This window comes from Halomarina halobia, from assembly GCF_029338575.1.
GTDB classification, from domain to species: domain Archaea; phylum Halobacteriota; class Halobacteria; order Halobacteriales; family Haloarculaceae; genus Halomarina; species Halomarina halobia.
Window position 1 is genome coordinate 365,788 of the sequence record NZ_CP119992.1, and the last position, 22,319, is coordinate 388,106.

Annotated in this window: 25 protein-coding genes and 1 tRNA gene; 15 read left to right on the plus strand and 11 right to left on the minus strand. The window is 70.0% G+C overall.

The window, feature by feature from the left end; genetic code table 11:
• Window positions 1–110: 110 nt before the first annotated feature.
• The gene (locus P1K31_RS01960) at window positions 111–317 is read right to left on the minus strand and encodes a hypothetical protein (protein WP_276304596.1); all 207 of its coding nucleotides are present in this window, start codon (window positions 315–317) and stop codon (window positions 111–113) included.
• Window positions 318–371: 54 nt separating this feature from the next.
• Between P1K31_RS01960 and P1K31_RS01965 the strand changes: the two genes are divergently transcribed.
• The 4 genes from P1K31_RS01965 to P1K31_RS01980 all read left to right on the plus strand — a co-directional run bounded on the left by P1K31_RS01965 (window position 372) and on the right by P1K31_RS01980 (window position 3,389).
• Complete coding sequence (locus P1K31_RS01965) at window positions 372–1,124, plus strand: hypothetical protein (RefSeq protein ID WP_276304597.1); 753 nt, start codon at window positions 372–374, stop codon at window positions 1,122–1,124.
• A gap of 40 nt (window positions 1,125–1,164) precedes the next feature.
• Window positions 1,165–1,247 (plus strand) — tRNA-Ser (locus tag P1K31_RS01970).
• Window positions 1,248–1,649: 402 nt separating this feature from the next.
• On the plus strand, window positions 1,650–1,991 hold the full coding sequence (locus P1K31_RS01975) for a hypothetical protein (RefSeq protein WP_276304598.1): 342 nt from the start codon (window positions 1,650–1,652) through the stop codon (window positions 1,989–1,991).
• Between the two features lie 150 nt (window positions 1,992–2,141).
• Complete coding sequence (locus P1K31_RS01980) at window positions 2,142–3,389, plus strand: S8 family peptidase (RefSeq protein WP_276304599.1); 1,248 nt, start codon at window positions 2,142–2,144, stop codon at window positions 3,387–3,389.
• On the opposite strand, the gene purF is transcribed toward P1K31_RS01980, so the two are convergent.
• From purF to P1K31_RS01995, 3 genes are all read right to left on the minus strand, one after another.
• Window positions 3,390–4,886 carry an amidophosphoribosyltransferase gene (purF, locus tag P1K31_RS01985; protein ID WP_276304600.1) on the minus strand — a complete coding sequence of 499 codons (1,497 nt, stop codon included), beginning with the start codon at window positions 4,884–4,886 and terminating at the stop codon, window positions 3,390–3,392.
• 305 nt (window positions 4,887–5,191) lie between these two features.
• Window positions 5,192–5,365, minus strand: coding sequence for a 50S ribosomal protein L37e (locus tag P1K31_RS01990; protein ID WP_254545241.1), 174 nt, complete (start codon window positions 5,363–5,365; stop codon window positions 5,192–5,194).
• Window positions 5,362–5,547, minus strand: a complete 186-nt coding sequence (locus P1K31_RS01995; protein WP_276304601.1) for an LSM domain-containing protein — start codon at window positions 5,545–5,547, stop codon at window positions 5,362–5,364. The genes P1K31_RS01990 and P1K31_RS01995 overlap by 4 nt, the downstream gene beginning before the upstream one ends.
• Before the next feature lie 153 nt (window positions 5,548–5,700).
• Between P1K31_RS01995 and P1K31_RS02000 the strand changes: the two genes are divergently transcribed.
• From P1K31_RS02000 to P1K31_RS02025, 6 genes are all read left to right on the plus strand, one after another.
• A complete protein-coding gene (locus P1K31_RS02000) occupies window positions 5,701–6,918 on the plus strand; it encodes a CaiB/BaiF CoA transferase family protein (protein ID WP_276304602.1) in 1,218 nt (405 codons plus the stop codon).
• Window positions 6,918–8,006, plus strand: a complete 1,089-nt coding sequence (locus P1K31_RS02005; protein WP_276304603.1) for a LeuA family protein — start codon at window positions 6,918–6,920, stop codon at window positions 8,004–8,006. The genes P1K31_RS02000 and P1K31_RS02005 overlap by 1 nt, the downstream gene beginning before the upstream one ends.
• Window positions 8,007–8,156: 150 nt before the next feature.
• Window positions 8,157–8,783: a helix-turn-helix domain-containing protein gene (locus P1K31_RS02010; RefSeq protein WP_276304604.1), complete on the plus strand. Its 627-nt coding sequence runs from the start codon at window positions 8,157–8,159 to the stop codon at window positions 8,781–8,783.
• A 74-nt stretch (window positions 8,784–8,857) separates the two neighbouring features.
• Window positions 8,858–10,921 carry a hydantoinase/oxoprolinase family protein gene (locus P1K31_RS02015; RefSeq protein WP_276304605.1) on the plus strand — a complete coding sequence of 688 codons (2,064 nt, stop codon included), beginning with the start codon at window positions 8,858–8,860 and terminating at the stop codon, window positions 10,919–10,921.
• Window positions 10,918–12,771, plus strand: a complete 1,854-nt coding sequence (locus P1K31_RS02020) for a hydantoinase B/oxoprolinase family protein (RefSeq protein WP_276304606.1) — start codon at window positions 10,918–10,920, stop codon at window positions 12,769–12,771. The genes P1K31_RS02015 and P1K31_RS02020 overlap by 4 nt, the downstream gene beginning before the upstream one ends.
• Window positions 12,772–12,775: 4 nt before the next feature.
• Window positions 12,776–13,411 (plus strand): isochorismatase family protein, encoded by a 636-nt coding sequence (locus P1K31_RS02025; protein ID WP_276304607.1) that lies wholly within the window; start codon window positions 12,776–12,778, stop codon window positions 13,409–13,411.
• Window position 13,412: 1 nt separating this feature from the next.
• Here P1K31_RS02025 and P1K31_RS02030 read toward each other — a convergent pair whose 3' ends face one another.
• Window positions 13,413–14,477: a M20/M25/M40 family metallo-hydrolase gene (locus P1K31_RS02030; protein ID WP_276304609.1), complete on the minus strand. Its 1,065-nt coding sequence runs from the start codon at window positions 14,475–14,477 to the stop codon at window positions 13,413–13,415.
• Between the two features lie 111 nt (window positions 14,478–14,588).
• On the opposite strand from P1K31_RS02030, the gene P1K31_RS02035 reads away from it, so the two are divergent.
• The 3 genes from P1K31_RS02035 to P1K31_RS02045 all read left to right on the plus strand — a co-directional run bounded on the left by P1K31_RS02035 (window position 14,589) and on the right by P1K31_RS02045 (window position 17,058).
• Window positions 14,589–15,038, plus strand: coding sequence for a hypothetical protein (locus tag P1K31_RS02035; protein WP_276304610.1), 450 nt, complete (start codon window positions 14,589–14,591; stop codon window positions 15,036–15,038).
• A 37-nt stretch (window positions 15,039–15,075) separates the two neighbouring features.
• Window positions 15,076–16,029: a zinc-dependent metalloprotease gene (locus tag P1K31_RS02040; RefSeq protein WP_276304611.1), complete on the plus strand. Its 954-nt coding sequence runs from the start codon at window positions 15,076–15,078 to the stop codon at window positions 16,027–16,029.
• 93 nt (window positions 16,030–16,122) lie between these two features.
• A complete protein-coding gene (locus tag P1K31_RS02045; RefSeq protein WP_276304612.1) occupies window positions 16,123–17,058 on the plus strand; it encodes a TSUP family transporter in 936 nt (311 codons plus the stop codon).
• A gap of 26 nt (window positions 17,059–17,084) precedes the next feature.
• On the opposite strand, the gene P1K31_RS02050 is transcribed toward P1K31_RS02045, so the two are convergent.
• The 5 genes from P1K31_RS02050 to P1K31_RS02070 all read right to left on the minus strand — a co-directional run bounded on the left by P1K31_RS02050 (window position 17,085) and on the right by P1K31_RS02070 (window position 20,228).
• Window positions 17,085–17,444: a Zn-ribbon domain-containing OB-fold protein gene (locus P1K31_RS02050; RefSeq protein WP_276304613.1), complete on the minus strand. Its 360-nt coding sequence runs from the start codon at window positions 17,442–17,444 to the stop codon at window positions 17,085–17,087.
• Window positions 17,441–18,607 (minus strand): thiolase C-terminal domain-containing protein, encoded by a 1,167-nt coding sequence (locus P1K31_RS02055; protein WP_276304614.1) that lies wholly within the window; start codon window positions 18,605–18,607, stop codon window positions 17,441–17,443. Before P1K31_RS02055 ends, P1K31_RS02050 begins: the two co-directional genes overlap by 4 nt.
• Window positions 18,608–19,053: 446 nt before the next feature.
• Window positions 19,054–19,275 carry a DUF8527 family protein gene (locus P1K31_RS02060; protein ID WP_276304615.1) on the minus strand — a complete coding sequence of 74 codons (222 nt, stop codon included), beginning with the start codon at window positions 19,273–19,275 and terminating at the stop codon, window positions 19,054–19,056.
• Window positions 19,275–19,649 carry a nuclear transport factor 2 family protein gene (locus tag P1K31_RS02065; protein ID WP_276304616.1) on the minus strand — a complete coding sequence of 125 codons (375 nt, stop codon included), beginning with the start codon at window positions 19,647–19,649 and terminating at the stop codon, window positions 19,275–19,277. The genes P1K31_RS02060 and P1K31_RS02065 overlap by 1 nt, the downstream gene beginning before the upstream one ends.
• Window positions 19,650–19,679: 30 nt before the next feature.
• Window positions 19,680–20,228, minus strand: a complete 549-nt coding sequence (locus P1K31_RS02070; RefSeq protein ID WP_276304617.1) for a hypothetical protein — start codon at window positions 20,226–20,228, stop codon at window positions 19,680–19,682.
• Window positions 20,229–20,333: 105 nt separating this feature from the next.
• On the opposite strand from P1K31_RS02070, the gene P1K31_RS02075 reads away from it, so the two are divergent.
• The gene (locus P1K31_RS02075; protein WP_276304618.1) at window positions 20,334–21,110 is read left to right on the plus strand and encodes an enoyl-CoA hydratase/isomerase family protein; all 777 of its coding nucleotides are present in this window, start codon (window positions 20,334–20,336) and stop codon (window positions 21,108–21,110) included.
• A gap of 158 nt (window positions 21,111–21,268) precedes the next feature.
• Window positions 21,269–21,775 (plus strand): YciE/YciF ferroxidase family protein, encoded by a 507-nt coding sequence (locus P1K31_RS02080; protein WP_276304619.1) that lies wholly within the window; start codon window positions 21,269–21,271, stop codon window positions 21,773–21,775.
• 100 nt (window positions 21,776–21,875) lie between these two features.
• On the opposite strand, the gene P1K31_RS02085 is transcribed toward P1K31_RS02080, so the two are convergent.
• Window positions 21,876–22,262 (minus strand): hotdog family protein, encoded by a 387-nt coding sequence (locus P1K31_RS02085; protein ID WP_276304620.1) that lies wholly within the window; start codon window positions 22,260–22,262, stop codon window positions 21,876–21,878.
• Between the last annotated feature and the right edge of the window lie 57 nt (window positions 22,263–22,319).

Genomic DNA, 22,319 nt, shown 5'->3' on the forward strand with positions numbered 1-22,319 from the left:
CTGGTAGCGGCATAATACCGAGACCCGGTTATCGGATTTCGGGAACGGTGCGACCCACGATGGCGATGACGCCGGTGACTACCGGGCTGTCGGGTCCTTCGGTGACCGGGTTACCAGTAGGGGTTCCGGAGCAGGCGCGAGGACCGCGCGCCGAGCGCGCTCATCAGGACGACGGCGACCGCGACGAGGACGAGGACGGCGACCGCCGAAGTGACGTACTCGCCGGCGAAGAGCGCTCCGAGCGACAGGAGCGAGCCGACGGCCGCGCCGATGACGACGACGACGGCGAGCGCACCGACCGGACGTGACCAGTTCATACCGGTCGGTTCGGATCCGCGGGCATAAAGCCATCCGATTCCGCACCCCTAGGTATGACCACCGTCGCCGTCCTCTGTGACCCGCCGCGCCCCGGTCTCGTGCTGTCGTCGCTCGTCGAGACGTCGCCGCTGACCGCCGAGGAGGTCAGCGACCTCTACGCCGCGATGCTGGGCGACGTCGTCCGGGCGGTCGAGTCGAGCGGCGGGGAGTTGCTCGTCAACTACCGTCCCGACGAGTCGCTGCCCGGGTCGTTCGCCGACGGTGAGGCGAGCGCCGAGGCGGAGGTGCGGGCCGTCGTCCGCGGCGCGTTGAAGCGCCCCGACGAGGCGCGCTTCGAAGTGCAGGTCGGGCAGACGTTCGCGGGGCGAGCGGGGAACACGGCGACGCACCTGCTCGACCGGGAGGGCGTCACCACCGTCGCCGTGGTCGAACCGAGCGCCGCCTTCCTCGCGCGATCGCACGTCGACAACGCGGCGATGAAACTCCGGCGGAGCGAGGTCGTCCTCGGCCCTACGACGCGCGGCCGGGTGTACTACGCCGGGTTCGCCGGGACCATCGACTACGCCGACGCGTACGCCAGCCCGGCGATAGAGACGCTCACCGACCGCGCGCTCGACGTCGGCCACGAGGTGGACTACCTCCCGATGCTGCCCGTGATCGAGACCGGCGAGGACCTCGCGGACGCCCTGACGCTGCTCCGCGCCCGCCAGCGCGCCGGCCGGATCGTCCCCGAGCGGACGACCGCCGCCCTGGACGAGACCGGGCTGACCGTGGTCGCGGACGACGAACCCCGACTGGAGAGATGATCGATAGGTCTTAGGACGGAGCGATCGAACTTCCCATCGAGGTGGGGTGGCGGAGTGGACTAACGCGCCTGTCTTGAAAACAGGTGGCCTACGGCCTCATGGGTTCGAATCCCATCCCCACCGTCCTACGGAACGTCGGCCATGGCACGCACGAGGCTTCGTGCGTGGCGCTGGGCGAACGGCGGTAGACTGTACACGATGGGTTCGAATCGGACGAGGCGCGCGCACCGAAGAGAGCACGTCTCGGCGCGGTTCGAACCCCATCCCCACGGTGATAGGGTCGACACCCGCGGTTCGGCTCGTCCGAACCGGGATCGTATCGCGAGGTTTTCGTGGAACGATCGGATTCGAACGTTCGAGCGAGCGCAGCGGGCGAGAGGAGTTCGAATCCCGTCTCCACCGTGAACAGGAGAATACCCGCTGTTCGGATCGTCCGGGCTGCGGGATCGCGCGAGATCGCCGCGAATCGGGGGGCGCGAACGCGAATGGGAACAACCCTTTAGGTCGGGTGCCGAAGGGTCGGACATGCGACAACCCGAGGCCGTCCGTCGGGGCAAGACCATCGCGATCCTGCTCCTGGTGATCTTCGCCCCGGTCGTCATCCTCTCGATCACGCTCGGCTTCCTGCTGGTCGCCGAGGGACTCGTGCTCAGCGAACTCTCGCTGCTCGAGATACTCGAACTCTACCTCCTCGATCTGGCGCTGTTCGTCGGCGCGGCCTACCTCCTCTACCGGCTGACGCTGCTGTCGGTCGAGCGGCGTCTCCCGGAGGCGGCGGACGACCCGGATCGGACGGACGATCGGGGGATAGCCTCCGACGGGGAACGCGAGGCGCGGGAGTCGCCGCCGAACGGCCGCGATCGCTAGGGACGGTGTGAAGCGGTAGACCGAACGGGGGCGAGCCGACGGTTCTCGGACCGGCGATAGCGACCGTTCGTATTTTACATCTAGGCGTCCAAGTAATTATTAACGGCGTCACCGCCGGTCACCCGATTCGGCGGTCGCGCGGAGAGACCCATGGCGAAAGTGCTCGTATACCTCTCGAACCGGCCGGAGTTCCTCTACCGGCAGGACTGCACCGTGCTCGAAACGTACTGCTTCGGCGACGGGGTGGAGGCGGCGGCGTACGTCGACGTCCCCGACGACGCCGACCTGCTCGACGACGCGCGGGTCGTCGGCGTCGAGGAGCCGATGACCGTCGAACCGCTCTACGAGCCGGCGTTCGTGAGCGAGGAGCCCGACGACGTGGCGACGATCGAGGACGTGCGCCGGTTGCACCGCGTCCCGGCGGGCGAGGGGACCGGCGCGGGCGTCACCGTCGTCGTGATGGACTCCGGGATCGACGCGAGCCACCCGGTCTTCGACGACGTCACGATCCGCGAGGTGGACGTGACGGGCGACGGGTCGGGCGACGCCGTGGGACACGGGACGGCCGTCGCGGGGCAGGTCGCCCTCCTCGCGCCCGAGGCCGACATCGTCTCGCTCCGAATCTTCGGCGGGGAGGGGCAGACGGCGACGAACGTCGTCCTCCGGGCCTACGAGTGGCTCCACGCGAACGTGGGGCGCTACGACGTGGTGAACATGTCGTGGGGGGGCCGGAGGCGCTCGCCGAACCTCGACCGCGTCCACGACGCGCTCGTCGAGAAGGGCGTGCGCGACGTCGTCGCCGCGGGGAACACGGGCGAGCGGTCCGGGAGCCCGGCGACCGCCGATCGCGCGTTCAGCGTGGGGGCCTGCACCGTCGACGGCCGCATGGCCGAGTTCTCCTCGTACAACCCGGAGGGCGACAATCCGGACGTCACGGCCATCGGGAAGGACAACCGCCTCGCGCAGGCGACGGGCACGGCCCTCGGGACCGACCTCCCCGGACGGTGGGTGAAGGCCTCCGGCACGTCGTTCGCGTCGCCGGAGGTGGCCGGGATGGTGGCGAAGCTCCTCTCGCTGTGCGGCGAGACGCCGCCCGTCACCGTGATGCGCGCCTTCGAGGCGAGCGCGCGCGACATCCCGGATCAGCCGCGAGACGGCGCGGGGCTCGCGGACTACCGGGGCGCGCTGGAGGCGGTCCGCTCCGGATCGCTGGAGGTCGGAGAGGGATCTGAGGAGGGCGAGGAGGGCGACCGCGCCGTCGTGGCCCGACTCGGCGGCCGGACGCTGGCCGTCTTCGACGGCGAGGCGATCCCGGAGGGCGAGTACGCGGTGGAGTACGACGACGCCGATAGGGGGTGGTCGGTGCGGTTCCTCCCGGTCGAGCGCGCCGACCGGTGATCAGTCGTCCGCGCCGGCGGCCTCGTCCCCGACGACCGGACGGTTCACGTCGCGGTCGGTCGCCTCGCCGTCGATGTCGTAGGGGTACTCGCCGGTGACGCAGCCGAGACAGAGGTCGGCGCGCGAGCGGGAGAGCGCCTCCGCGACGGCGTCGATCGAGAGGTAGGCGAGGCTGTCGGCGTCGATGCGCTCGCGGATCTCCTCGACGGTCCGTTCCGAGGCGATGAGTTCCTCCCGCGTGGCCATGTTGATGCCCATGTAGCAGGGCGCGACGATGGGCGGCGCGCCGATACGCATGTGGACCTCCTCCGCGCCCGCCTCGTAGAGGAGTTCGACCAGCTGATCGGAGGTGGTCCCGCGGACGATGCTGTCGTCGACGAGCGTCACCGTCCGCCCCTCGACGGTCGAGCGGATGGGGTTCAGCTTGAGCTTGACGGCGCGCTCCCGGGCGTCCTGCGTCGGCATGATGAACGTCCGGCCGACGTAGCGGTTCTTCATCAGCCCTTCCGCGAACTCGATGTCCGCTCCGTCCCCGTCGGCGTCGTCCGCGTCGCCTCGCGCCTCGCTCGCGGCCTCCGCGTATCCCGAGGCGAACGCCCGCCCGGAGTCGGGGACGGGCATCACCACGTCCGTCTCGATGCCGGACTCCTCCCAGAGCAGGCGGCCGAGTTCGCGGCGCACCTCGTAGACGAGCTCGCCGTCGATGACCGAGTCCGGCCTGGCGAAGTAGACGTGCTCGAAGAAGCAGTGGGCCGTGCGCTCGCGCTCGACGAGCCGGTAGGTCTCATAGCCCGAGCCGTCGGGTTCGAGGACGACGAGCTCGCCGGGGCGCACGTCGCGGATCAGTTCGCCGTCGAGCACGTCGATGGCGGCCGACTCGGAGGCCAGCACGTAGCCGTCGTCCAGCCTCCCGAGACAGAGCGGGCGGTTCCCCTCCGGGTCGCGCAGGCCGACGACGGTGTCGTCGTGCATGATGGTCAGCGCGTACGAGCCGTGGACGCGGTCCATGGTGCGCCTGACGGCGCGGATGAGGTCGCCGTCGAGCAGGTTCCGCGCGAGGTCGTGGGCGATCACCTCGGTGTCGCCGTCGGAGGTGAACGCGTGGCCCAGCCCCTCGAGGTCGTCGCGGACCTCCTCGGCGTTGACGAGGTTGCCGTTGTGCGAGAGGCCGAGCGATCCGCTCTTGAACGAGACGGAGAACGGCTGGGCGCAGGAGCTGTCGACGCTCCCCGCCGTCGGGTAGCGCACGTGGCCGATGCCCACCCGACCGCGGAGGCCGTCGAGGTCGGCCTCCGCGAAGGCGTCGCCGACGAGCCCCATGCCGACGTGGTCGTACTGCTGGAAGCCGTCGTGGGTGACGATCCCCGCCGACTCCTGGCCGCGGTGCTGGAGCGCGTAGAGCGCGTAGTAGAGCGGTCGGGCGGCGTCGCGGTCGGCGAGGGAGACGCCGACGACCCCGCACTTCTCCGTCGGCCCCTCCGTCCACCCTGCGGTCATGGTCGTTGCTCGGACGGCGGAGGATAAAAACTCCACCGTCTTGGTGTTCGGACGGGTCCCTCGCGCGGAAAATATACACAAATGTGCATCAATTGGGGTGACGATCGCGCGTCGTCCGGGGCGACGGTCCCGTCTCCCCCGAGTCGACGCTCGCGGGGCGTGACGTGTCCATCGGCGTCGGGGCGGACGGAGCGGACTCGGCGAACGCGTGCCGGTGCGACCGCTACGCGAGGGACCTCGAGTCGCAGAACGGATCGATTACACGAAATCGAGGAGAAAGCCTACGACTTCAGTCGTGGGAGAAGTCACTCGCCGGCCTTCGACTGCCATGCGTACTCGCGGCGCTTGGCGGACTTGCCGAAGCCGCACGACGAGCAGACCTTCTTCTTCACGTGGTAGGACTTCTTCCCGCAGCGCCGGCACTTCACGTGCGTCGTCTTGTTCTTCTTCCCTTGCGAGGGGGTTCCTGCGCCAGTCATGGAGTGATCGAGACGACGTTATCGCCGCGTATAATCGTTATGTCTTCCTCCTCCTCGATGACGAGGTTCATGTGCTGGTCATAGCCCGTGAGCTCGCCGCTGAAGACCTCACCGCCCTTCAGGTGGACGGTGACGTCGTTCCCCAGGGACTCTTCGAGCACGTCGAGGGGTCGTCCGGTCATGACGTGAACCGCACACGCCGAGGTATTAATACCACCGGCACGCCGTCGGCGTCGCGCGGGCGACTTAAACGGCCTACCAGCGACGGAGCAAGCTACTTTCAACCCCTCCGTCCTGTTACCGTATCCCGTCCGGGTCGGGCGGGGTGATTCACAATGGTCGAGGCGCGCACACGAGCGGGTCCGCTCGACGGGCTCCGAATCGTCGACTGTTCCGGGATGATAAGCGGCGGGTTCGCGACGACGCAGCTGGCGGACTTCGGTGCGGACGTGGTGTTCGTCGAACACCCCGAGTATCGCGACCCGCTGCGCGAGTGGCCGCCGTTCGAGGGCGAGACCTCCCTCTGGTGGAAGTCGATCGGCCGCAACAAGCGCTGCGTCACGCTCGACCTGAACACCGGGGAGGGCCGCGAGCTCCTGCTCGACATGATCGCCGACGCCGACGTGTTCTTCGAGAACTTCAGGCCGGGCACCATCGAGCGGTGGGATCTCGGCCCCGAGACGCTTCACGAGCACAACCCCGAGCTGGTGATCGTCCGGCTGTCGGGGTACGGTCAGACCGGCCCGCGCTCGGAGAAACCGGGGTTCGGGACGGTCGCGGAGGGCATCTCCGGGTTCGCCCACGCCAACGGCTTTCCCGACCGCGAGCCGCTACTCCCGCCGATCTCGCTCGCCGACCTCACGGCGGCCACCTTCGCCGTGCAGGCGACGATGTTCGCGCTGTTCGAGCGCGAGATCGGCCGGGGCGGCAGCGGCGAGGGGCAGGTGGTGGACGTGAGCCTCTACGAACCGCTCTTCCGGCTGTTCGTCGGCGACGTCGAGGCGTACGACAGGCAGGGGCTCGTCGCCGAGCGCACCGGCAACCGCCACCCGAACGCCGCCCCGCGGAACGTCTACGAGACGGAGGACGGCTACATGACGCTCTCGGCCTCGAACCAGCGGACCTTCGAGCGCGTCGCCGAGGCCATCGACCGCCCGGACATCGTCGAGGACGAGCGCTTCGCCACCAACGACCGGCGCGTCGAGAACGCCGAAGCGCTCGACGCGATCATCGAGTCGTGGACGCGCGAGCGCACCACGGCGGCGGCCATAGAGCGCATGGAGGCCGCGGACGCCATCGTCGGCCCCGTCTACGACATCGCCGACATCTTCGAGGACGAGCAGTACGCCGCCCGCGGGGACATCGTGGAGGTGGACGACCCGGACGTCGGCCCCCTGAAGACCGCCGCGACGGTCCCGAAGTTCTCGCGCACGCCGGGCGCGGTCGAACACGCCGGGGCGGGCCACGGCGAACACAACGAGGAGGTGTTCCTGGGGGAGCTTGGACTCGACGAGGCGACGTACGCGGACCTCCGCGACCGGGGGATCGTCTGATGTACCTCGCCGACGTCACGCTGCGCGAGGGCGACCAGATGCCCGGCCGCGAGTACGCCGCCGAGGCGAAGGTGCGGGCCGGACGCGCGCTCGACCGCCTCGGCGTGGACGCGATCCAGGCCGGCTTCCCGGTCACCGGCGAGAAGGACGTGCAGGTGATCGGGGAACTCGCCGCCGAGTGCGAGGCGGACGTCGTCGCCCTGGCGCGGGCCGTGTCGGGCGACGTGGACGCCGCGCTCGACGCCGAGGCCGACGTGATCGAGGTGTTCGGTCCCGTCTCCGACCTCCAACTGGAGTACGCCCTCGGGACCTCCCGCGGGTCGATGTTCGAGCAGTTCGACGCCGCCATAGACCGGGTGCGTGACGGCGGCGCGACGCCCCACCTCACGCTCGTCGACGCCTTCCGCACGGAGCGCGAGCACCTGCTCGAGGCGTTCGACCGCTACGCCGACGTGCCGATGATCACCCTCGCGGACACGGTCGGCGCGCGGACGCCCGCCTCGCTCCGCGGCGACCTCGACGCGCTCGCGGCCGACGTCGACCTCTCGCGTGCGGGCGTCCACCTCCACGACGACCTCGGCTGCGCGACGGCGAACGCGCTCGCGGCCCACGAGGCCGGCGTCGGCAAGGCCGACGTGTCGGTCGCCTCGCTGGGCGAGCGCGCGGGCAACCCCGCGCTGGAGGAGGTCGTCGTCGCGGGCGTCGTCGAGCACGGGGAGTCGTTCGGCGTCACCGCCTCGGAACTCGTCCCCGCCTGCCGCGAGGTGCTCGACGCGCTTGGCGAGTCGATCCCGCCGCGGAAGGCGATCCTCGGCTCCGAGGTGACGGAGCACGAGTCCGGCATCCACACCGCCGCGATGCTGCGCGAGCCGCGCGCGTTCGAACCGTTCGACCCCGGCGACTTCGGCGGCGAGCGCCGGCTCGTCTTCGGAGCCGGGACGGGGCGGTCGGGCGCGCGCCAGCTACTCGGTCGGGCCGGCGCGCCGACGGACGACGAGACGGTCGCCGTCTACCTCGACCGCCTCGCCGCCGAGGGACCGCTCGACACGGAGGAGGCGGTCGAACTGGCGCGCCGCGAGTTCGCCTGACGGCCGGCCCCTCGGACGACAGTGTATACTGCCGGCTGTACGTCCCTGCCGAACCTCGATACGCCGTGCGCCGAGCTTCGGAAGCGGGCACGGCCGACAGTATACTTATACTGACGGACTCCCCTATGCCCTCCAACGAGGGGGCCGGCCGTGTATCAAGCCGAACTACACTTACAGCAGGAGAAGGAGTGCGTGCTCACCGACCTCGCGCGCGAGGTGGACGCGCCGCTCGACATCGAGATCGAGGAGCTACACGACCACAACGTCACGTTCGTCCTGCACGCCGGGGAGCGCGCCGGATCGTGGTACGACCGCCTCTCCGACGCCGACGCCGTCCACCACGTCCAGCGCCTCGACGGCGAGGCGCTGCTGGTCACCAAGCACTCCTGCGGCGCGTACGCCGCCGTCTCGAAGAACCACGGCGTCCTCCGTCGCGTGAACCGCATCGGTCCGCGACAGCGCGTCTACCACGTCCTCGTCTTCCAGCGGGAGGACCTGAAGGCGATCATCGAGGAGTTCCGCTCCATCGGGCTCGTCACGCTGGGACAGCTGACGGAGTTCGGCGGCGCGACCTCGGCGCTCACGACGCGCCAGCGCGAGGTGATCGAGACGGCGCTCGAGGCGGGCTACTTCCAGTGGCCCCGGGAGGTCACGAGCGAGGAACTCGCCGCCGACCTCGGCATCAGCCGCCCGACGTTCCTCGAACACCTGCGGAAGGCCGAGGGGACGCTCCTCACCCAGCTTCTCGACGAGACGGACGGCCGCACGCGGTGGTAGTGACATAAACAGCCAACCTGCGAAGGGTGAACCCTTAGCCCCGGTCGGACGGAGGTCCACCCGAGAGTGAGACAATGACTTACAATCTCGGTGTCGACGTGGGCGGCACCTTCACTGACGTGCTCGTCTTCGACGAGGTCACGAACGCGCTCACCATCGACAAGGTACTCTCGACGCCCGAGAATCCCTCGCGAGGGGTTCTCAGTGGCGTCGAGGCGGCGATGGGGAAGGCGGACGCCCGCATGGACGAACTCGGCCTCGTCTTCCACGGGACGACCGTCGTCACGAACATGCTCCTGGAGGAGACCGGCGCGCGCGTCGGCCTGCTCACGACGAGGGGGCACGAACAGATCCTCCACCTCGCGCGCGCCTGGACGCCCGGCCCGCTCTACGGCTGGATGGCGATGGAGAAGCCGGAACCGCTCGCCGACCTCGTCGACACGCGCGGCCTCGACGCCCGGGTGAGTGCGCCCGACGGCGAGGTCGCGACCCCGGTCGACCCGGACCAGGTGCGGGCGGCCGCGGCCGACCTCGTCGACTCGGGCGTCGAGGCGCTCACCGTCGCCCTGCTCAACTCATATCTCAACCCCGAGCAGGAGCGCCGGGTACGGGAGGTCGTCGAGGCGGAGTACCCCGACCTCCCCGTCTCGGTCTCCTCCGAGATTGTCACGGAGTACGGCGAGTACGAGCGCACCCTCACGACCGTCATCAACGACTACGCCCGCCCGCAGGTGATCCGCTACCTCGACGACCTCGACGCGGAACTCCGGGAGTCCGGGTCCTCGGCCGCGCTGAACGTGGTCCGCTCGGACGGCGGGATCATGTCCACCGACGCGGCCAAGCGCCGCCCCGTGGAACTCGCGCTCTCCGGGCCGAGCGGGGGCGTCGTCGGGGCCGCGACGATCGCGGAGCGCAAGGGCGTCCCGAACGTCCTCACGCTCGACATGGGCGGCACCTCGACCGACGTGAGCCTCGTCGAGGACGGTCAGCCCTCGACGACGAGACAGACCAGGGTCGGCTACCGCGAGTTCAAGTCGCGGGCCGTCGACGTCAACACGGTCGGCGCGGGAGGCGGCTCCATCGCGCGCGTCCAGATCAACGGCTCGCTCGTCGTCGGCCCCGACAGCGCCGGGGCGGATCCCGGCCCCGCCTGCTACGGACGCGGCGGCACCGATCCGACCGTCACGGACGCGAACGTCGTCCTCGGGCGCATCCCGCCGTCGGTGAAGCTCGGCGGCGACCTCGAACTCGACCGCGAGGCGGCCCGGACTGCCATCGAGAGCGTCGCCGAGGAGCGCGGCTCGACCGTCGAGGAGGCAGCGCAGGCCGTCCTCGACCTCGTCAACGAGAACATGTACGGCGCGCTGCGCGTGGTGAGCGTCGAGCGCGGGTACGACCCCCGCGAGTTCGGCCTCGTCGCCTTCGGCGGCGCGGGACCGATGCACGCCAACGCGCTCGCGGACCTCATCGGCTCCTACCCGCTGATCGTCCCGCCCGCCCCGGGGGTCATGTCCGCGTTCGGCTTCCTCACCAGCGACATCCAGAACGAGTTCTCGGAGACGTACCTCAGGACCGAACGCGACGTGGGCGGGCGAGACCTGCGGGACGCGCTCGACACCCTCGAGACTGAGGCCGCGGACTGGCTCCGCTCGGAGGGCGTCGAGGAGGCGGATCACCGCTTCGACTACTTCGCCGACTGCCGGTACTTCCGCCAGGACATCCAGATGTCCATCCCCGTCGACACCGACGACCTCGTGAACGGCCCGGGGATCGAGGGGTTGAAGGCGGCGTTCGAGGCTCGCCACGAGCGGCAGTTCGACTTCTCGCTCGACGCGCCGCTCGAGATCGCCACCCTCCGGGTCATCGGCCGCGGTACGATCGAGGGAGTGGACCTCGAGGCCCGCGAGATCGGCGGCGAGGATCCCTCCCGGGCGCGGGTCGCCACCCACGAGGTGTACTTCAATGACGAGTACCACGACACGCCGGTCTACGAGCGGGGGGCGCTCGCGCCGGGGAACGTGATCGACGGCCCGGCGATCGTCGTCGAGGACGACGCGACGGTGGTGCTACAGCCGGACCACGCGGCGACGGTGGATCGCTTCGAATCGCTGGAGATCACCCGAGGTGAGGGACAATGAGTACCGAACCGGACTTCGTCGGGGAGCACGACATCGACCAGACCACGCTCGACATCGTCGAGAGCACGCTCGCGAACACCCGCTACGAGATGGACCGCGTCGTCGAGACGACGGCCATCTCGCCGGTGATCCGCGAGCAGTCGGACCAGTTCCCCATGATGGCCGACCGGAAGGGACGCATGATCATGGGGCAGTTCGGCAGCGCCATCGAGGACATCATCGCCAACGCGCCGTTCGACTGGGACGACCTGAACGACGGCGACGTGATCGCCACGAACGACCCCTACATGTGCGAGGGGGCGATCTCACACACGCCGGACGTGCTGCTCCTGCGGCCGATCTTCTACGAGGGGGACCTCGTCGGGTTCTCGAGCCAGTGGGGGAACCTGATGGACGTCGGCGGGAAGACGCCGGGGAGCATCCCCATCGACGCCTCGACGATCTTCGAGGAGGGCGTCCGCCTCCCGCCGACGAAGCTCTACAGGGGGGGCGTCTTCGACGAGGGGCTGTTGGAGACGTTCAAGCACAACACCCGCCTGCCCGCCCACGCCGAGGCGGACATCAAGGCGCTCGCCGCGGGCACCGCGACCGCCGAGGCGCGCATCCAGGAGCTCTGTGCGCGCTTCGGGAAGGACACCTACCTCGAGGCCTGCGACGCCATCCTGAATCGCACGCGCGAGGGCGTCACCCGGCTCATCCGCGACCTGCTCCCGGAGGGCGAGACGTTCGTCTTCGAGGACTTCGCGGACGACGACGGGCGGGGTAACGGCCCGATCAAGCTCCACATGGAGCTGTACCGGGAGGGCGACGAGCTGTTCATCGACTGGACCGGCACGGACGAGCAGGTGCCGGGGACGGTGAACTTCCTCCTGAACGAGAACATGTTCAAGATGTTCGTCGGGGTGTTCCTCATCATGGCGTTCGACCCGCAGTTGACGTTCAACGACGGGTTCTACGACCGGATCAACGTGGAGATCCCCGAGGGCACGGTGCTGAAGCCGGAGTTCCCGGCGGCGCTCGGCAACCGCCTCACGCTCATGGCGCGGCACTTCGACATCCTCCAGGCGGTGTTCTCCGACGCGCTCGGCGAGCAGTTCTCCGTCGCGGGGAGCTACGGCACCAGCCCGAACCTCGTCTACGCGGGGACCGACTCCGAGGGCAACGACTTCCAGCTGCTCGAGATCCTCTACGGCGGCATCCCGGCCCGTCCCGGCGGCGACGGCCTCGACGGCCACTCCTGGTGGCCGCTGTTCAAGACCGTCCCCGTCGAGTACCAGGAGGCGTACTACCCCCTCACCGTCGAGGAGTACAGCGCCCGCGCGGACACCGGCGGGGCGGGTCAGTTCCGCGGGGGCCACGGCGTCAGGAAGGTGTACACCTTCGAGGAGGACGGCGCGATCACGTTCCAGGACGACCGCGCGGTCACCTATCCCTACGGCGTCGACGGGGGGAGCCACGCCCAGCCGTCGCGAAAGCGGCTGCTTCGCACCGACGGGACCGAGGAGGAACTCCCCTCCAAGGTCGAGAACGTCCCCGTGCGAGCGGGCGACAGGCTCGTCTTCGAGACGGCGGGCGGCGGCGGTCTCAGAGACCCCTTGGAGCGCGACCCCGACCTCGTCGCCCGGGAGGTCGAGCGCGGGCTGATCAGCGCGGACGCCGCCCGCGAGGAGTACGGCGTCGCGGTGGGCGACGGCGCGGCCGTCGCCGACGAGACCGAATCGCTCCGCGCCCGACTGCGCGGCGAGCGCGAGGAGCTCCCGGGGTTCGACTTCGGACCGCTCCCCGACGAGGAGACGCTGGCCGAACAGATCGCGGAGGAGCGACGGGCGTTCGACGCCCGCCGCGAGTGAGACGATGGAGGACGCACCGGACGCCGAGACCCGGGACGTCTACGACCGCCGGGCGTTCGGCCGCGACGTGGGCTTCGGCGAGCGCCCCGCGCTCGTCGTCGTCGACCTCATCGAGGCGTTCACGGACCCCGAGACGAACCTCGGATCGAACGTCGATTCGGTGGTCGAGTCGACCGGTCGCCTCCTCGCGGCGTTCCGCGAGCGCGACCTGCCGCGGTACTTCACGACGGTCGCCTACGAGGAGTCCTACGGCGACGCGGGGGTGTTCGTCGAGAAGGTCCCCGCGCTGCGCGAGCTCCGGCTCGGCACCGACGCCGTCCGCGTGGACGAGCGCATCGCGCCGCGGGAGGGCGAGCGCGTGATCCTGAAGAAGTACGCGAGCGCCTTCTTCGGCACCGACCTCTCGACGGAGCTGACGACCGCGGGCGCGGACACGCTGGTCGTCGCGGGCGTCACGACCAGCGGCTGCGTCCGGGCGACGGCCGTCGACAGCCTCCAGCACGGCTACCGGACGATCGTCCCCCGCGACGCGGTCGGCGACCGGGCGGCGGAACCCCACCGCGCGAACCTCTTCGACATCGCCGCGAAGTACGGCGACGTGGTGACGACCGACGAGGTGCTCGCGGAACTGGGCGCGTAGCTCAGAGCCCGGCCGTCAGGTCGAACGCCGACGCGCTCGCGCCGACCGCGCCGAGCAGCGTCGCGAGCGCGTCGAGGTCCTCGGTGTCGATCACCTCGACCGGCGTGTGCATGTAGCGGTTGGGTAGCCCGACGTTCGCCGAGGGGATGGCCCCGCGGGAGGCGAAGACGGCGTCGGCGTCCGTGCCGGTGGAACTCCCCGTCGCCTCCAGTTGCACGTCGATTCCTTCGGACTCGGCGACCGAGCGAATGCCCGCGACCAGGCCGCGGTGGTTCGCGCTCCCGCGGGCGACGACCGGCCCGCCGCCGAGTTTCACCGTCGTCGCCCGCTCCGAGGGCGTCTTCGGCGCGTCCGTCGCGTGGGTGACGTCCACGGCGACGAACGCGTCCGGCGCGAGGTCGAAGCCGACCATGCGCGCACCGTTCGCGCCGAGTTCCTCCTGCACCGTGGCGACGGCGTGGACGGTGACCTCGGCGTCGCGCGCTGCGGCCCGGCGCAACCCCTCGGCCGCCGCCCAGATCCCGACGCGGTTGTCCATCCCGCGCGCCGCGAGGCGCGTCCCCCGTAACGCCTCGACGCGCCCGACGATGGTGACGGGATCGCCCACCTCGACGAGTTCCTCCGCTTCCTCCCGCGAGCCGACGCCGATGTCGACGTAGATCTCGCGGATCTCGGGGACTGCGTCGTCGTCGCGGTCGCGCAGGTGGACCGCCGTCTGCCCCACGACGCCCGACACCGGCTCGTCGGCGTGGACGACGACGTGCTGGCCGCGCACGACGGTCCGGTCGGCCCCGCCGACGCGCGTCAGCGCGAGGAAGCCGTCGTCGTCGATATCCCGTATCATCAGGCCGATCTCGTCGGCGTGGCCGCCGAAGGCGATGGAGCGGTCGCTCTCGCTACCGCCGCCCTCGCGGGTGGCGACGGCGTTCCCGTAGGCGTCGACGCTCACGTCGTCGGCGAACTCGGAGACGTAGTCCACCCACGCGCGGAGCGCGGGTGACTCGAACCCCGAGGGGCTGTGCGTCGAGAGGAGGTCGTCGAGGAACTCGCGCTGCGGTCCGTCCATGCGCGTTACTGTCTACTGCCGGACGTATCAACGTCTCGATGGTCGGGGGTGGCGACGCCCGATTCTCGCTGCCTGCCAAACGCTAAATCCCCGCGTCCCGATTGTGAACCCATGCCCGACATCACCGTCTTCAAGGTCGACCTGAGCGGTTCGAGGTTCAACGCGCCCTTCTCGCGGCAGTACGAGGGCGGCGAGCGGGAGGAGAGCGAGGGCGAGAGCGGCGGCGGACGCGGAAAGCTCCTCGCGGTCGTCGGTCTCGTCGTCGCGCTCCTGACGGCCGTCGGCGGGTTCCTCGCCGTCAGGAGGTTCCGCGGGCGGGGCGGAGAGGAGGACGAGGAGGCCGGCGGCGAACCGGCCGAGTTCGACCCCGACACGTTCGAGACGGAGGAGGACCGGTCGAACCGTAAGCGCGCCGTCGCGGCCGTCGTCGGCCTCGCCTTCCTCGTCGGGACGGCGGCGGTCGTGAAGCTCCGCGGCGGCGACGAGGAGGGCGAGGAGTACGAGGACTACCGGGTCGACGTTGAGGGGCCGTCCGAGAACCTCGTCGGGGAACCCGAGTAGTCGGAAGGCCTTTGCCCCGCACCCGCCTCCCTCCGTTATGAACTTCTATCGCGCGGTGCGGGCCGTCACGGACGCGTCCGGCGAGGGGCCCGTCGACTGGGTCGCGGTCGGCGACGCGGCGAAGGCGGTCACCGCGCCAGGGACGCTCGACCTCGCGCCGGCCGACGAGCGGGCGTACGCCGCCGACGTCCGAGCGGCGCGCGATCAAATCAGGTCGGTCGCGGGCGTCGACTTCGACCTCCCCGAGACGGTCGAGATCCAGAACCGCCACCACTGGATCGACGCGAACGTCGTCACCTTCGAGCGCATCCTCGACCTGCTCGAACCCGAGGCGGGGCTCATGCCGGGGATCGCGCGGTCGCTCAACACCGGGTCGATGGCCTTCGCCGTCGGCTTCCTCGCGAACAACGTCCTGGGCCAGTACGACCCGCGGCTGCTCTCCCCGGGTGCGGGGGACGACCACTCGCTCTACTTCGTCCACCCGAACATCCGGCGCGTCTCCCGCCAGCTCGACGCCGACGAGGACCGCTTCCGACGGTGGATCGCCTTCCACGAGGTCTCCCACGCCGCCGAGTTCGGGGCCGCGCCGTGGCTCACCGACCACCTCGAGGACCTCATCGAGACGACGCTCCGGGACCTCTCCGCCGCGCGCTTCAACCGCGACGACTTCCTCGCCATCGACACCACGATGACCGCCGTCGAGGGCTACGCCGAACTCCTGATGGACCAGACGTTCGACGAGGAGTACGAGGACCTCAGGCGAAAGCTCGACGCGCGCCGCCGGGGCGGCGGACCGATCGCACAGCTGATCCGCCGACTGCTCGGTCTAGGACGCAAGCGCCGCCAGTACGAGCGCGGCAAGGACTTCTTCGAGGCCGTCGTCAACGCCCGCGATCTCCGAACCGCGAACCTCGTCTGGGAGCGCCCCGAGAACCTCCCGACCGACGACGAACTGCGCAACCCGACCCGCTGGCTCACCCGCGTCGCCTGACGCCGCGTCACAGCTCTCGGCCATCGTTACCGCTGTTGACGGGTATATCTACGAGAGCCTTCTAGCGGCGGTACTCGGCTATCTTCGAGACCAATGGCTAACCACTCCGCTATCGTCGACCCGGGATCGTTCGTCGAGAACCTCCGCTCGTTGCGCTACCGCGAGGTCCTGATGTCGCTCGCGACCGCGGCCGTCCTCGCGGGGACGGTCGTCCTCTACCCCGGCGCGGACCGCGTCACGTCGACGCTCTCGGCGGAGGTGACGACCGGAACGCTCGCCCTCGTCTTCCTCGTCGCCGTCGTCGCAGGAGTGGTAAAGGGCGCTATCGGCTTCGGCTACGCGCTCATCGCGACGCCGGTGCTCGCCTCCGTCATCGACGTGGACCCCGTCGTGGCGGTCGTCGTCCTCGCCGTCCCACCGTGGATGATCAACGTCTTTCAGGTGGGCGAGACGAACACCGGCCTCGACTACGTGCGCCGCGAGTGGCCGCTGATCGCGCTCGCGGTCGTCGGCACCGTCGCCGGCGTCACGTTCCTCGCCGAGTTCCGGACCGGCCCGCTCGTCCCCCTGCTCATCGCGCTCCTGATCCTCGCCTACGTGGCCTACCAGGTGCTCCGGAACTTCGTCGTGGTCGAGGAGGCCCACCACCCGGTCGCGCTCGGCGGCGTCGGCCTGCTGGAGGGCTTTCTCCTCGGCGCGGCGAACCTCGGGCCGCTCTTGCCCGCCTACCTCCACACCTTCGAGCGGGACCGCGAGCGCTACGTCGGCGGGCTGTCGATGGTGTTCGCGTTCGTGTTCACCGTGAAGATCGCCCAGTCGATCGCCGTCGGCCTGCTGACGCCGCCGCTGCTGTGGCTCGGCTGTGCGATCTCGGTCGTCACGCTCGTCGGCCTCTTTCTCGGCACCTACCTGCGCCGCCTCGGCGTCGACGAGACCTGGTTCAACCGCGCGGTCGTGGGGATGCTGTTCGTCATCGGGGTGAACATCCTCCGGAAGACCGCGCCGAAGGTGTTCGCCGGGGCGTTTTGAAGCGTCCCTTCTATTCCGAGCGCCGCTCAGTCCTCGGCGCGGAAGATCGGCGCGGGATGGCCGTCGTCGGCCTCCATCGCGCCGTCGAAGACGACGCGGTCGCCGATGGCCGCCTCGCCCTCGATGCGCGCCGTCACGCGCGCCGGACCGACCTGAACGATGCCGACGCGGTAGGGCCCCTCGAAGCCGACGGGCGGGACGGTGACCGTCGTCTCCGTGTAGACCTCCCCCTCCTCGGGGAGGTCGACGGCCTCCAGGTCGCGCCCGCCGCAGGCGTTACAGACGGAGAAGGGCGTGCCGTAGGTCGTCCCGCAGTCGGCGCACTCGACGCCGAGGAGGTCGCCCTCGCGCAGCGCGGCCGCCCACTCCCCGTGCGCGAGGCTCATCGGCGCACCTCCATGACCGTCACGACGGTCGTACCGGCGTCGCCGCCCAGGTTGTGTGCCACGGCGCGCTCCGCCCCGTCGATCTGCCGTTTCCCGGCGTCGCCCCGGAGCTGTTCGGTCAGTTCGACGATCTGGCCGGTCCCGGTCGCACCGATCGGGTGGCCCTTCGCCTTCAGGCCGCCGGAGGGGTTGATCGGCCGGTCGCCGTCGAGGGCGGTCCGTCCCTCCTCGGCGGCGGGGCCGCCCTCGCCGTCCTCGAAGAAGCCGATGGCCTCGCTCGCCATCACCTCCGCGCCGGTGAAGCAGTCGTGGACCTCGGCGAAGGCCATCCCGTCGGCGCTCGCTTCCGCCTGCTCGTACGCCTGCGCGGCGGCGTCGCGCGCGGCCCGCGTGGCGTGCGGGACGGGCTTCGCCGAGAGCGGGACGACGTCGGTCGCGTGCCCGACGCCGGCCACGTCGACCGGGGCGTCGTAGGAGTCGGCGCGGTCGTCGCCGGTGACGATCACCGCGCTCGCGCCGTCGGAGAACGGACAGCAGTCCATCAGGCGAAACGGATCGGCGACCAGCGGCGACTCGAGCACGTCCTCGACGGTGATCTCCTTGCCGAAGTGCGCGCGCGGGTTTCGCGTCCCGTTGGCGTGGTTCTTGACGGCGACGTGCGCGAGCTGCTCCTCGGTGGTGCCGTACTCGTGCATGTGGCGCTTCGTCAGCAGGGCGAAGACGCCGGGGAAGGTGAGGCCCGTCGGCTGCTCGTACTGCCGGTGGGAGGCGCTGGCGAAGATCCGCGTCATCTCGCCCGTCCCGAGCCCCGTCTCGGGGGTGCACCGCTCGACGCCGCCGACGAGGACGGTGTCGTGGATCCCCGCCTCGACGGCCTGGACGGCGTTCTTGAACGCGTTAGACGACGTGGCGCAGGCGTCCTCGAAGCGCTGGGCGGGGACGCCCGCGATGCCCACCTCCGAGGCGAGCTTCGGCGCGAGGTGTGTGTCGTTCTCGGTCAGCCCGCCCATCGCGTTCCCGAAGTAGAACGCGTCCACCTCGTCGGGGGAGACGCCCGCGTCGTCGTATGCGTCGAGCGCCGCGGCGGCGAACAGCTCCGCAAGGGTCGAATCGTGGACGCCGAACGTGGTCATTCCGGCGCCGACGACGCTTGCTCGTGTCATCGTGCCTGTGTGGGACGTACGCGCACTAAGGTGTACCGCGATATGGCGCAGGCGGCCGAGTACGACGGCCCCACAAAAAGACCCTCCACTATCAGGGGAAACGGTGAACAGAACGATCCGCATGGTGTCGAGTGACCTCTCCCGAGGAGCGCCCACGAGGGCGTGAACGTCGAGGGCGGATCGGTCGGCGGCACGCGAACTTCCCCACGGTGCAACATCCCCACGCACCCCAGCACGTATCGACCGTCCCGACGGAAGCAGGAGCGAACCGGCGCGGGCCGAACCGCGGATGGCGCGCGAAACCGGTCGCCTTCTCGGCGGAGAAGGTGCTGTCAGAGGCACGGACCAGGCGATGCGGTGGAGGGGTCACCCATTTTACGCGGCGACGACGCGGTGCGATGCGACGCAGTTCGTGTGACACGCCGCGCGGGCAGACGACGCGCTCGTCAGCGACCCGCGGGTTCGTCGCCGCCGGAACCGGGAAAGACGAGCCAGACGACGAGCGCGCCGAAGACGGTGCCGAGGAGCGCGATCAGGGCGACCTCGAGGGGCGTCGCGTTCCCCTGCGAGGTGATGAGACCGGCGGAGGCGCCGATGAGGAGCGCGAAGAAGGCCTTCAGTCGTCGCGTGAGCGACTCCCGGTCCTCGTCGGGCATCGGACCGACCATCAGAGCCCCTCCCGGGCGGTGCTGACGTGCATCCCCGCGAAGCGCCACCCGCCGTCGCGGACGAGCGTGCCGCTCCAGCGCGTGTCGAACTCGAACCTGACCCCCCGGTCGACGTCCGTCCACGCCAGGAACACGTCGTCCGAGAACCACCCCGCGTCGTCGCGCCGCTCGACCGCCAGGTTCGAACTCCCGACGACCCAGTCGGTCGTCGTCCGGGTCTGCTCGCGCAACCCCGCCGCGATCTCGTCGTACCCGGCCAGTCGCTCCGAGAGGCCGAACTTCACCACCGAGGGGGCGTCGAGAAAGAAGGGGGCGAGCGGATCTCCGTTCCGGAGCGCCGCGTAGTACTCGCGGACTGTCGTCTCGGCGTCCATACGTGATCGTGCGCCCGACGGGACCTAACCCTACTGGAATCCCCGGTCGGCCTCCTCGACGAGGTCGCCGAACTCGGCCTCGAGGAGGCGCTCGGCCTCCTCGAACTCGTCGGCGAGCGCGTCGAGGTCGTCGGGCCGTCCCCGCCCGAATCCCTCGTAGGTCATCGGTCCGTAGGCGGGACTGTCGACGGCGTCCATCACGTCCTCGAAGAAGGCGTCGGGGGTCGTCGGCGCGTCGGCGTGCGTCTCGACGACGGTCGCCAGGCGCTTCGCGGCGGTCTCGGCCTCGTCCTCGTCGGTCGGGGGCGAACGGACGCCGAACCGTCCCGTTCCGTCGGTCGGGAGGAACGGGTCGATGTCGTCGTCGATCCGTCGGGCGACCTCCGCGCCGACGCCGCGCACCTCGAACGGGTTCTTCGCGTACGTCTTGAGCTGGAAGACGCCCACCCGCGGGTGGGCGAGGAACATGTCCTCGCCGATCCCCCGGCTCCGGTCGCCCGCGACGGCCCGCCACTCGGCCGGATCGGCCCTCGCGTCGACCACCTCGCGCAGGATGTCCTGCCAGTCCCGCACACGCATACGGCGTCGGTTCGTCGCCGCCTCCAATGAACGTGTCGGCTCCGCGCGAACGCGCAGGCCCGGCGCGGGGGCAGAACTATACCGCCGCTGGCCATTCCCTCGCACATGTCCGAGACAGAACCCGTCCTGCTCGACCGCGACGGTGCCGTCGCGACGCTCACCGTCAACCGCCCCGACCGACTGAACGCCCTCGACACGGAGGTGCTCCGGGCGTTGCTCGACGCGCTCGAGGGACTGCGCGAGGAGGACGTGCGCGCGCTCGTCCTCACCGGGGCGGGCGAGAAGGCGTTCGTCGCCGGCGCGGACATCGAGTACATGTCGCAGCTGTCGGTGGACGAGGCCCAGCGCTACGCCGAGCTGGGCCACCGGGCCACCGACGCCATCGAGGGGTTCCCCGCGCCCGTCATCGCCGCCGTGAACGGCTACGCCTTCGGCGGCGGCTGCGAACTCGCGCTCGCCTCCGACCTCCGCGTGGCGAGCGAGAACGCCGTCATCGGGCAGACCGAGATCGACCTCGGCATCGTCCCCGGCTGGGGCGGCACCCAGCGCCTCTCGCGGCTGGTCGGCGACTCGATGGCCCGTCGCCTCGTCTTCTTCGCCGAGCGCGTCGACGGCCAGGACGCCCAGCAGATGGGACTCGTCGACGAGGTGGTCGCGCAGGGCGAACTCGACGACTACGTCGCGGACATGGCCGCCGACCTCGCCGCGAAGCCCGCCTTCGCCCTGCAGGCGGCGAAGGAGGCGCTCAACTACGTCCACGAGTCCGACCTCTCGGCCGGGCTCACCTACGAGCGCCGCCTCTGGAGCGGGCTGTTCGGCACGCACGACCAGCGTGAGGGGATGGAGGCGTTCGTCGAGAAGCGGGACCCGGACTTCGAGTGATCCGCCGCCCGGACTGCCCGCCGCGATAGCCCCCGCGTCACACCGTCCGAGACGCCGGACTGTGGCCCGACGAGGGCGGTTACCCGACCGGGGTTTATACTCCTCTCAGGCGCAACGAGGCCGCTCATTGAGGTCGTGGACTAACGTCCGACCGCATCATGTCCGCTGATTCCGACGCGCTCGAGCAGCTGTTCGAAGAGGGGCTACAGAAGGTGTACTACACCGAACAACAACTCGTCGACGCGCTCCAGCAGATGGAGGAGGAGGAGGTGTCCGACGAGAGGGTGAAGCAGGCGTTCTCGGAACACCGTGAGGAGACCCGGGGACACGTCGACCGTCTGGAGGAGGTCTTCGAGAGCATGGACGCGTCGCCCGAGACGAAACAGGACCGGGTCGTCGACGCGATGATTCAGGAGCACCAGGAGTTCGTGGAGCAGAACTCCGACGAGAGGGTCCTCGAACGGTTCGACATCGCCGCCGGACAGAAGACCGAGCACTACGAGATCGCCACCTACGGCAACCTCACTCCCCTGGCCGCCGACCTCGGGATGGACGACGCCGCCGACAGACTCGAACGGAACATGCGCGAGGAGCAGGAGGCGCTCGACAGGCTCTCACGGATCAGCGAGCAGTTCGACCGGGAGCAGGAGCAGCAACAGGACTGACCGATCCCTGACCGCTCTCCCTTCGTCGTCTCGCGTCGAAGCGCGCCGAGCCGCGCCGAGCCGATCTCCGGAGCCGGTCGGTGCGACGGGCGCGCTCATCTCACTCGAAGATGACGCCCTCGAACTCGCCGGTCAGCACCACCTCGTCGTCCTCGTTGGTGCAGATGGCCTCGGCCGAGAGGTCGACGCCGCCGTTCCGATCCGCCACGTCGAGGACGGTCAGTTCGCAGCTGATCTCCTCGTCGGTGTAGACCGGCTTGCGAAACTCGAAGACCATGTCGCGAGCGAGGTAATCCAGGTCGCCGCCGAGCTTCGTCGGGAGCGTCGCCGTCAGCAGGCCGTGGACGACGACCCGCCCCTGCTCGTCCGTCTCGAGGTGGTGTTCCCCCTCGTCCTTCGAGATCTCGGTGAACTGCTCGACGTCGTCGCGCGTGAACGTCCGGGAGTAGGTGTAGGTGTCGCCCGGGGAGACGTCCGTGTCGCTCATGTCCGACCCTCCACCGTCCCCACGTAAAAATGCACCCCCGGCGGCTCCCGTCCGTTC

Bases quoted from the DNA above. Each gene is read 5' to 3' on its own strand.
- P1K31_RS02080 (WP_276304619.1), top strand. From the start codon at position 21,269: ATGTCCGCTGATTCCGACGCGCTCGAGCAGCTGTTCGAAGAGGGGCTA.
- P1K31_RS02065 (WP_276304616.1), bottom strand. From the start codon at position 19,649: ATGGACGCCGAGACGACAGTCCGCGAGTACTACGCGGCGCTCCGGAAC.
- P1K31_RS01965 (WP_276304597.1), top strand. From the start codon at position 372: ATGACCACCGTCGCCGTCCTCTGTGACCCGCCGCGCCCCGGTCTCGTG.
- P1K31_RS02050 (WP_276304613.1), bottom strand. From the start codon at position 17,444: ATGAGCCTCGCGCACGGGGAGTGGGCGGCCGCGCTGCGCGAGGGCGAC.
- P1K31_RS02015 (WP_276304605.1), top strand. From the start codon at position 8,858: ATGACTTACAATCTCGGTGTCGACGTGGGCGGCACCTTCACTGACGTG.
- P1K31_RS02025 (WP_276304607.1), top strand. From the start codon at position 12,776: ATGGAGGACGCACCGGACGCCGAGACCCGGGACGTCTACGACCGCCGG.
- purF (WP_276304600.1), bottom strand. From the start codon at position 4,886: ATGACCGCAGGGTGGACGGAGGGGCCGACGGAGAAGTGCGGGGTCGTC.
- P1K31_RS02060 (WP_276304615.1), bottom strand. From the start codon at position 19,275: ATGGTCGGTCCGATGCCCGACGAGGACCGGGAGTCGCTCACGCGACGA.
- P1K31_RS02035 (WP_276304610.1), top strand. From the start codon at position 14,589: ATGCCCGACATCACCGTCTTCAAGGTCGACCTGAGCGGTTCGAGGTTC.
- P1K31_RS02005 (WP_276304603.1), top strand. From the start codon at position 6,918: ATGTACCTCGCCGACGTCACGCTGCGCGAGGGCGACCAGATGCCCGGC.
- P1K31_RS02040 (WP_276304611.1), top strand. From the start codon at position 15,076: ATGAACTTCTATCGCGCGGTGCGGGCCGTCACGGACGCGTCCGGCGAG.
- P1K31_RS01995 (WP_276304601.1), bottom strand. From the start codon at position 5,547: ATGACCGGACGACCCCTCGACGTGCTCGAAGAGTCCCTGGGGAACGAC.
- P1K31_RS01980 (WP_276304599.1), top strand. From the start codon at position 2,142: ATGGCGAAAGTGCTCGTATACCTCTCGAACCGGCCGGAGTTCCTCTAC.
- P1K31_RS02045 (WP_276304612.1), top strand. From the start codon at position 16,123: ATGGCTAACCACTCCGCTATCGTCGACCCGGGATCGTTCGTCGAGAAC.
- P1K31_RS01990 (WP_254545241.1), bottom strand. From the start codon at position 5,365: ATGACTGGCGCAGGAACCCCCTCGCAAGGGAAGAAGAACAAGACGACG.
- P1K31_RS02055 (WP_276304614.1), bottom strand. From the start codon at position 18,607: ATGACACGAGCAAGCGTCGTCGGCGCCGGAATGACCACGTTCGGCGTC.
- P1K31_RS02070 (WP_276304617.1), bottom strand. From the start codon at position 20,228: ATGCGTGTGCGGGACTGGCAGGACATCCTGCGCGAGGTGGTCGACGCG.
- P1K31_RS02030 (WP_276304609.1), bottom strand. From the start codon at position 14,477: ATGGACGGACCGCAGCGCGAGTTCCTCGACGACCTCCTCTCGACGCAC.
- P1K31_RS02075 (WP_276304618.1), top strand. From the start codon at position 20,334: ATGTCCGAGACAGAACCCGTCCTGCTCGACCGCGACGGTGCCGTCGCG.
- P1K31_RS02085 (WP_276304620.1), bottom strand. From the start codon at position 22,262: ATGAGCGACACGGACGTCTCCCCGGGCGACACCTACACCTACTCCCGG.
- P1K31_RS01975 (WP_276304598.1), top strand. From the start codon at position 1,650: ATGCGACAACCCGAGGCCGTCCGTCGGGGCAAGACCATCGCGATCCTG.
- P1K31_RS01960 (WP_276304596.1), bottom strand. From the start codon at position 317: ATGAACTGGTCACGTCCGGTCGGTGCGCTCGCCGTCGTCGTCGTCATC.
- P1K31_RS02020 (WP_276304606.1), top strand. From the start codon at position 10,918: ATGAGTACCGAACCGGACTTCGTCGGGGAGCACGACATCGACCAGACC.
- P1K31_RS02000 (WP_276304602.1), top strand. From the start codon at position 5,701: ATGGTCGAGGCGCGCACACGAGCGGGTCCGCTCGACGGGCTCCGAATC.